The following is a 6496-nucleotide window of genomic DNA, read 5'->3' on the forward strand; positions in this document are numbered from 1 at the left end:
TCGCGGGCGGCCCATGACGCATTGCTCCTCCTCACGCTGGAAGCCGTTGCGCCGCAGTTCGCGGGTGATGGTGCTGGCAGCTCGTTGCAGCGTCCTGGCAATGGCTCGTGCGCTGCTGCCCTGGGAACTCAGCGCCATGATCACGCCTCGGTCCTCGGCGCTCAATTGTTCGTAGGTTCTTGTCATGCAACGGCTCTCAGGGGGCTGGAGTGTTGCACTTCACCTTTGAAACCGCCAACCAAAGCAAAGAGCCTGAATGCAACACCATGCGGTTCGTTCTGGCCCGCTTCGGACAACACGGCCACGCCGCTGCACACCCTCCCTTGATTGGGATTGTTGCCCTCCCGCCTCCACGCGCCTCGCTCCCTTGGTAGGCTTGGGCGGATGCAGATCCGACCTTCCGATATGTCGCTCTCCGCCTTCGTGGCCGGCTTCGTCGCCGTCCTCGTCGGCTTCACCAGCTCCGTCGCCATCGTGTTCTCGGCCGCGCAGGCCCTGGGCGCCGGCCCCGCCGAGATCAGCTCGTGGATGTGGGCGCTCGGCCTCGGCATGGGGCTGTGCTCGGTGCTGCCCTCGCTGTGGCTGCGCCAGCCGGTGATGATCGCGTGGTCGACTCCCGGCGCGGCCGTGCTCGCCACCGCGGCGGCCAGTGGCGCCTTCCACCTGCCGGAGGCGATCGGCGCCTTCATCGTCAGTGCCGCGCTGGTCACGCTGTTCGGCGTCACCGGCTGGTTCGAGCGGCTGATGGGGCGCATTCCGATGCCGATCGCCAGCGCCTTGCTCGCCGGCGTGCTGGCCCGCTTCGGGCTCGATGCCTTCATCGCGCTGAAATCCTCGTTCGCGCTGGTGCTGCTGATGCTCGCCGCCTACCTGGTCGGCCGTCGCTTCTGGCCGCGCTATGCGGTGCCGGGCGTGCTGCTGGCCGGCACCGCGTTCGCCGCACTGCAAGGCCAGTTGCACCTGGGCGCCGTTCCGCTCGGGCTCACGATGCCCGTCTTCACGGCGCCGGTGTTCACGCTGCCGGCCATCGTGAGCCTCGCGCTGCCGCTCTTCGTCGTCACGATGGCTTCGCAGAACCTGCCGGGCGTGGCGGCGATCCGGGCGGCCGGCTACGACATGCCGATCTCGAAGCTGATCACCCTCACCGGCCTGGCAACGCTGCTGCTCGCGCCCTTCGGTGCCTTTGCGCTGAACCTGTCGGCCATCACCGCGGCCATCTGCATGGGCCGCGAGGCGCATGAAGACAAGGGCCGGCGCTACATGGCGGCCGTCAGTTGCGGCCTCATCTATTGCGTGATCGGCCTGTTCGGCGCAGCCGTCACCGGCGTGCTGACGGCCTTTCCACGCGAACTGGTGGTCGCCATCGGCGGCTTCGCGCTGTTGGGCAGCATCGGCAGCGGCCTGGCCGCGGCCCTGAAAGAAGACGCCCACCGCGAGGCCGCGCTGATCACCTTCCTCGTGACGCTGAGCGGCCTCAGCCTGTGGGGCATCGGCTCGGCCTTCTGGGGCGTGGTCGCCGGCGCGCTCGCGCTTTTTGTGCAACAGTGGCGGCCCCGCATCGCCGCCTGACCGACAGAGAGAGCCCCGCCATGACGCTGCTGTTCGTTGCCGACCCGCTGGAAGCCTTCAAGACCTACAAGGATTCGACCTTCGCGATGATGCGCGAAGCCGCCCGCCGCGGCCACGCACTCGCCGCCTGCGAACCGCGCGACCTGGTCTGGGAACGCGGCGGCCGCGTGCAGGCGAAGGTCCGGCCGTTCACGGTCACCACCGACCCGCACGCCTGGTTCGACGAGCAACCCGCGCAGACGCTGGCGCTCGCCGATGTCACCGCGGTGCTGATGCGCAAGGACCCGCCCTTCGACAGCGAGTACTTCTACGCCACCCACCTGCTGCAGCAGGCCGAGCGCGAAGGCGCCCGCGTCTTCAACAAGCCGGCCGCGCTGCGCGACCACCCGGAAAAGCTCGCGATCCTCGAGTTCCCCGACTTCATCGGCCCGACGCTCGTCACGCGCGACGAGGCCGAGATCAAGCGCTTCCACGCGGTGCACCACGACATCATCCTGAAGCCGCTCGACGGCATGGGCGGCATGGGCATCTTCCGCGTCGGCCCCGACGGGCTGAACCTGGGCAGCATCACCGAGACGCTGAACAAGGGCGGCACCCAGACCGTCATGGTGCAGCGCTACCTGCCCGAGATCGTCCACGGCGACAAGCGCGTGCTGGTGATCGGCGGCGTGCCGGTGCCGTTCTCGCTGGCCCGCATCCCGCAAGGCAGCGAGATCCGCGGCAACCTGGCGGCCGGTGGCAAGGGCGTCGCGCAGCCGCTGTCGAACCGCGACCGCGAGATCGCCGAGGCGCTCGGCCCGGTGCTGGCCGCGCGCGGGCTGCTGCTCGTGGGGCTGGACATCATCGGCGACAGCCTGACCGAGATCAACGTGACCAGCCCGACCTGCTTCCAGGAGATCGCGCAGCAGGCCGGTTTCGACGTGGCCGAGATGTTCATCGATGCGCTGGAAAGCAAACTGCCCTGAAACCGCCGGCACGGGATAATCCGGCTCCTTCTGCTGAGCTGCTCCCGCTGATCTCCCCATGGCCGTCCTTTCGCTTTCCAACGCCCACCTGGCCTTCGGCCACGTGGCCCTGCTCGACAACGCGGCCTTTTCGCTCGAAACCGGTGAACGCCTCGGGCTGATCGGCCGCAACGGCGCCGGCAAGTCCTCGATGCTGAAGATCATCGCCGGGCTCGAAAAGCTCGACGACGGCCTGCTGCAGATGACGCAGGGCGTGCGCATCTGCTACGTGCCGCAGGAGCCGGTGTTCGAACCCGGCCACACGGTGTTCGAGGCCGTCAGCGAAGGCGTGGCCGAAGCCCGCGCCGTGCGCCAGGCCTACGAAGAGCATGCCGACGGCGTCGACCTCGACGCCCTGCAGACGCGCATCGAGGCGCTCGACGCCTGGAACTGGGAGCAGCGCGTCGACACCACGCTCGCACAGCTTCACCTCGACGGCACGCGCGAGATCGGCCAGCTCTCGGGCGGCATGAAGAAGCGCGTCGCGCTCGCGCAGGCGCTGGTCGCCGTGCCCGACGTGCTGCTGCTCGATGAGCCGACCAACCACCTCGACCTCGACTCGATCACCTGGCTCGAAGAGCTGTTGCGCGGCTTCAAGGGCAGCGTGATGCTGATCACCCACGACCGCGCCTTCCTCGACGGCGTGGCCACCCGCATCGTCGAGCTCGACCGCGGCATCATCCGCAGCTACCCCGGCAACTTCACGGCCTACGAGCGCATGAAGGAAGAGCAGCTCGCGTCCGATGCGCTCGCCAACGCGCGCGCCGACAAGCTGCTGGCCCAGGAAGAGGTGTGGATCCGCAAGGGCGTCGAAGCCCGCCGCACGCGCAGCGTGGCGCGCATCCAGCGGCTGGAAGTGCTGCGCGACCAGCGCCAGAAGCGGCGCGATTCGCTCGGCCAGGTGCGCCTCGAAGTGGACTCCGGCGCGCCCAGCGGCAAGATCGTCGCCGAGCTGCGCGACGTGAACCTGCGCTTCGGCGAGAAGGTGATCGTGAAGGACTTCACCGCGACCATCCTGCGCGGCGACAAGGTCGGCCTGATCGGGCCGAACGGCGCCGGCAAGACGACGCTGCTGAAGCTGATCCTCGGCGAACTGAAGGCCGACTCCGGCCACGTGCGCCAGGGCAGCAAGCTCGAAGTCGCCTACTTCGACCAGATGCGCAGCACGCTGAAGCTCGATGCGACGCTGGCCGACACCATCAGCCCGGGCAGCGAATGGGTGGAGTTCAACGGCCAGCGCAAGCACGTGATGAGCTACCTGAACGACTTCCTGTTCTCGCCCGAGCGCGCCAACTCGCCGGTGCGCACGCTGAGCGGCGGCGAGCGCAACCGCGTGCTGCTGGCGCGCCTGTTCGCGTTGCCGGCCAACGTGCTGGTGCTCGACGAACCCACCAACGACCTCGACATCGACACGCTCGAGCTGCTCGAGGAGCTGCTGCAGAGCTACCCGGGCACCGTGTTCCTGGTGAGCCACGACCGGCGTTTCCTCGACAACGTGGTCACCAGCACGATCGCGTGGGAAGGCGACGAGAGCCCGGGTTTCTGGCGCGAGTACGAAGGCGGCTACGAAGACTGGAAGCTGCAGCGCGACCGCGCGCGTGCGATGCGCGACAAGGCCGCGAAGGCCGCACCCGCGCCGACGCCGCCGGCCGCCCCGGTGGCTGCGGCGGTTGCACCCGTCGCGAAGAAGGCCAAGCTCAGCTACAAGGAACAGCGCGAACTCGACGGCCTGCCGGCGCGCATCGAGGCGCTGGAGACCGAGCAGAAGGCGCTGTCGGCGCTGCTCGCCGGCACCGAGATCTACGCCGGTGACGCGACGAAGCTCGCGACCGCACAGGCGCGCTTCTCGGCGCTCGAGGACGAACTGCTGGCGGCGCTCACCCGCTGGGAAGAACTCGGCGCGCGCTGAGCGCCGCGTCCGTCAACGGCCGAGCGCCCCGAACCACGATTCGCCGATCGCGTTGCGGTGCGAGCGGCTGATGATCAGCCCCGATTGCAGGTACAGCGCGTTCAGCAGCCGCGCGGCGCGCGAGGTGTCGAAGCCCGGCCAGTCGGCCATCTCGCGCAGCGACGAGCGGTCGCCCTGCAGCCGCTGCACCGCCGCGCGCAGCAGGCCGCCGGCACGCAGCCCGCCCATCGCGAAGCCCGGTGCCACCCGGTAGGCCACCGGCCCGGCGATCTCCGGCAGCAGCGTGCTGCGCGAGCCGCGCAGCGCGAGCTCCCACAGCACCGGCCCGAGCGAGTGGTAGTGCTGCTCGTCGGCCACCAGCGACAGCTCCGCGTCGCCCGGCGGCCGCAGCACCGCCGGCTCGACATGCATCACGCGCAACTCGGTGGGCCGCTCGCGCAGCAGGGCATTCAGGTCGATCGGGCAGTGCACCAGGCGCTCGCGCGCGAACACGGTCAGCGGCACCACCGCCTCGCCCATCTGCAGGTGGATCGCGACCTGCTGCGAATGCCGCACGCAGGCGGCCAGCACGTCCAGCACCTCGGAGGCATGGCCGGCCCGCTCGAAGCGGCTCAGGTCGGCCAGCAGCGACGGGCTGAGCGTCGCGCCCCGCAGGCTGCTGTCGGCGATCTCGCCGAGTGCACGCGGCCCGCCCGGCTCATGCAGGTAGCGCTCGAAGGCACTGACGCGCATCAGCTCCGGCTCGCCGAAGGGAATGGTGGGCTCGAACATGGACTCGGGATGGGGGAAGGTGTGACTGTAGGTCACCGGGCGGGCGCTGAAAAGCCCGGGTTCCGGGGAGTGGCCATGCCCGGGGTGTCGCGGGCGCGCTGCAGCGCCTGCCAGAACTGCGCATCCTGCGTGGTCGCGAAGTTGATGCGCATCAGCGTGCTCGGCCGGGGCGTGGCGTGGAAGATCGAGCCGGGGGCGAGCAGCCAGCCGCCGTCCAGCATCACCTGCGACAGCCGCTCGGTGTCGACGCCGGTGTCGACCCAGCCGAACAGGCCGCGCGGCGTGGCCGCGAAACGGCAGCCCGCCGCCTCGGCGAGCTGCACCGAGCGGGCCCGGGCCGCATCCAGCCGGGCCATCACGCGCTCGGCATGGCGGCGCAGCAGGCCCTGCTCCAGGCAGTGGGCGATCGCCTGCTCGGTCAGGCTGGTGGTGGTCAGGCTGCCGAGCAGCTTGGTGTCGACGAAGCGGTCGACCAGGTCGGGCGGCGCTGCCAGATAGCCAACCCGCCAGTTCGGCACCAGGATCTTCGAGAAGCCGGAAATGTAGATCGTGCGCTCCAGCGCGTCGAGCGCCGCCAGCCGCGGCAGGTGCGTCGGCGCCAGGTGGGCGTAGGTGTCGTCCTCGACGATGTGCAGCCCGTGCGCCTGCGCGAGCTTCAGCAGCCGGTGCGCATGGCCGAGCGCCAGCGTCGCGCCGGTCGGGTTGTGCAGCACCGAGACGGTGATGTACAGCCGCGGCCGCTCGTGCGGTTTCTGGGCCTCGATCAGGCGCTCCATCACCGCGAGGTCGGGGCCGTCCTCGCCGCGCGGCACCGGCAGCACGCGCAGGCCGAGTGCCGCCAGCCGCGCGAACTCGACCGACCAGCCGGGTTCGTCGACCAGCACGGTGTCGCCGGCATGGGTCAGGCTGCGGGTGACGATGTCCAGCGCATGGGTGGCGCCGAAGGTGGTGACGATCTGCTCCGGCACGGCCTTCACGCCGAAGTCGACCAGCCGCTGCGACAGCGCGCGGCGCAGCCGCAGGTCGCCGGCCGGCTCGCCGTACTGCAGCGTCAGCGCCGCGAGCTGCGAGCCGCTGCTGACGCGGCGCAGCGCGCTGCTGAGCATCGGCAGGTCCAGCCATTCGGAGGGCAGCGTGCCCAGCCCCGGCATCGGCCGCGCGCCCGGTGGCTGGAACATGCTGCGCACCAGCGCGATGGCGCTGAGCGGCGCGCGCGGTCGGGCGACCGGGTCGGCTGCGGCCG

6 protein-coding genes are annotated in these 6496 nt (G+C 70.2%); 3 read left to right on the forward strand and 3 right to left on the reverse strand.

Features of this window, described 5'->3' with window-relative positions:
• Nucleotides 1–186 (reverse strand): helix-turn-helix domain-containing protein (locus ACXJLU_RS32355; protein ID WP_457337840.1); only part of this gene is annotated, 186 nt, incomplete at its 3' end.
• 219 nt (nt 187–405) lie between these two features.
• Here ACXJLU_RS32355 and ACXJLU_RS32360 point away from each other — a divergent pair.
• Genes ACXJLU_RS32360 through ACXJLU_RS32370 form a run of 3 tightly spaced genes read left to right on the forward strand, consistent with a single transcriptional unit; the run spans nt 406 to nt 4482 of the window.
• Nucleotides 406–1569, forward strand: a complete 1164-nt coding sequence (locus tag ACXJLU_RS32360; protein WP_457337841.1) for a benzoate/H(+) symporter BenE family transporter — start codon at nt 406–408, stop codon at nt 1567–1569.
• Nucleotides 1570–1589: 20 nt separating this feature from the next.
• Entirely contained in the window at nt 1590–2534 is a 945-nt protein-coding gene (gshB, locus tag ACXJLU_RS32365) for a glutathione synthase (protein WP_457337842.1), read from the forward strand.
• 58 nt (nt 2535–2592) lie between these two features.
• Nucleotides 2593–4482 carry an ATP-binding cassette domain-containing protein gene (locus tag ACXJLU_RS32370; protein ID WP_457337843.1) on the forward strand — a complete coding sequence of 630 codons (1890 nt, stop codon included), beginning with the start codon at nt 2593–2595 and terminating at the stop codon, nt 4480–4482.
• A gap of 12 nt (nt 4483–4494) precedes the next feature.
• On the opposite strand, the gene ACXJLU_RS32375 is transcribed toward ACXJLU_RS32370, so the two are convergent.
• Together ACXJLU_RS32375 and ACXJLU_RS32380 are read right to left on the reverse strand one after the other, a co-directional pair.
• On the reverse strand, nt 4495–5253 hold the full coding sequence (locus tag ACXJLU_RS32375; protein ID WP_457337844.1) for a hypothetical protein: 759 nt from the start codon (nt 5251–5253) through the stop codon (nt 4495–4497).
• A gap of 32 nt (nt 5254–5285) precedes the next feature.
• Nucleotides 5286–6496, reverse strand: a 1211-nt coding sequence (locus ACXJLU_RS32380; RefSeq protein ID WP_457337845.1) for an aminotransferase-like domain-containing protein, incomplete at its 5' end; no start/stop codon positions are given.

The organism is Rhizobacter sp. P5_C2, assembly GCF_054049715.1.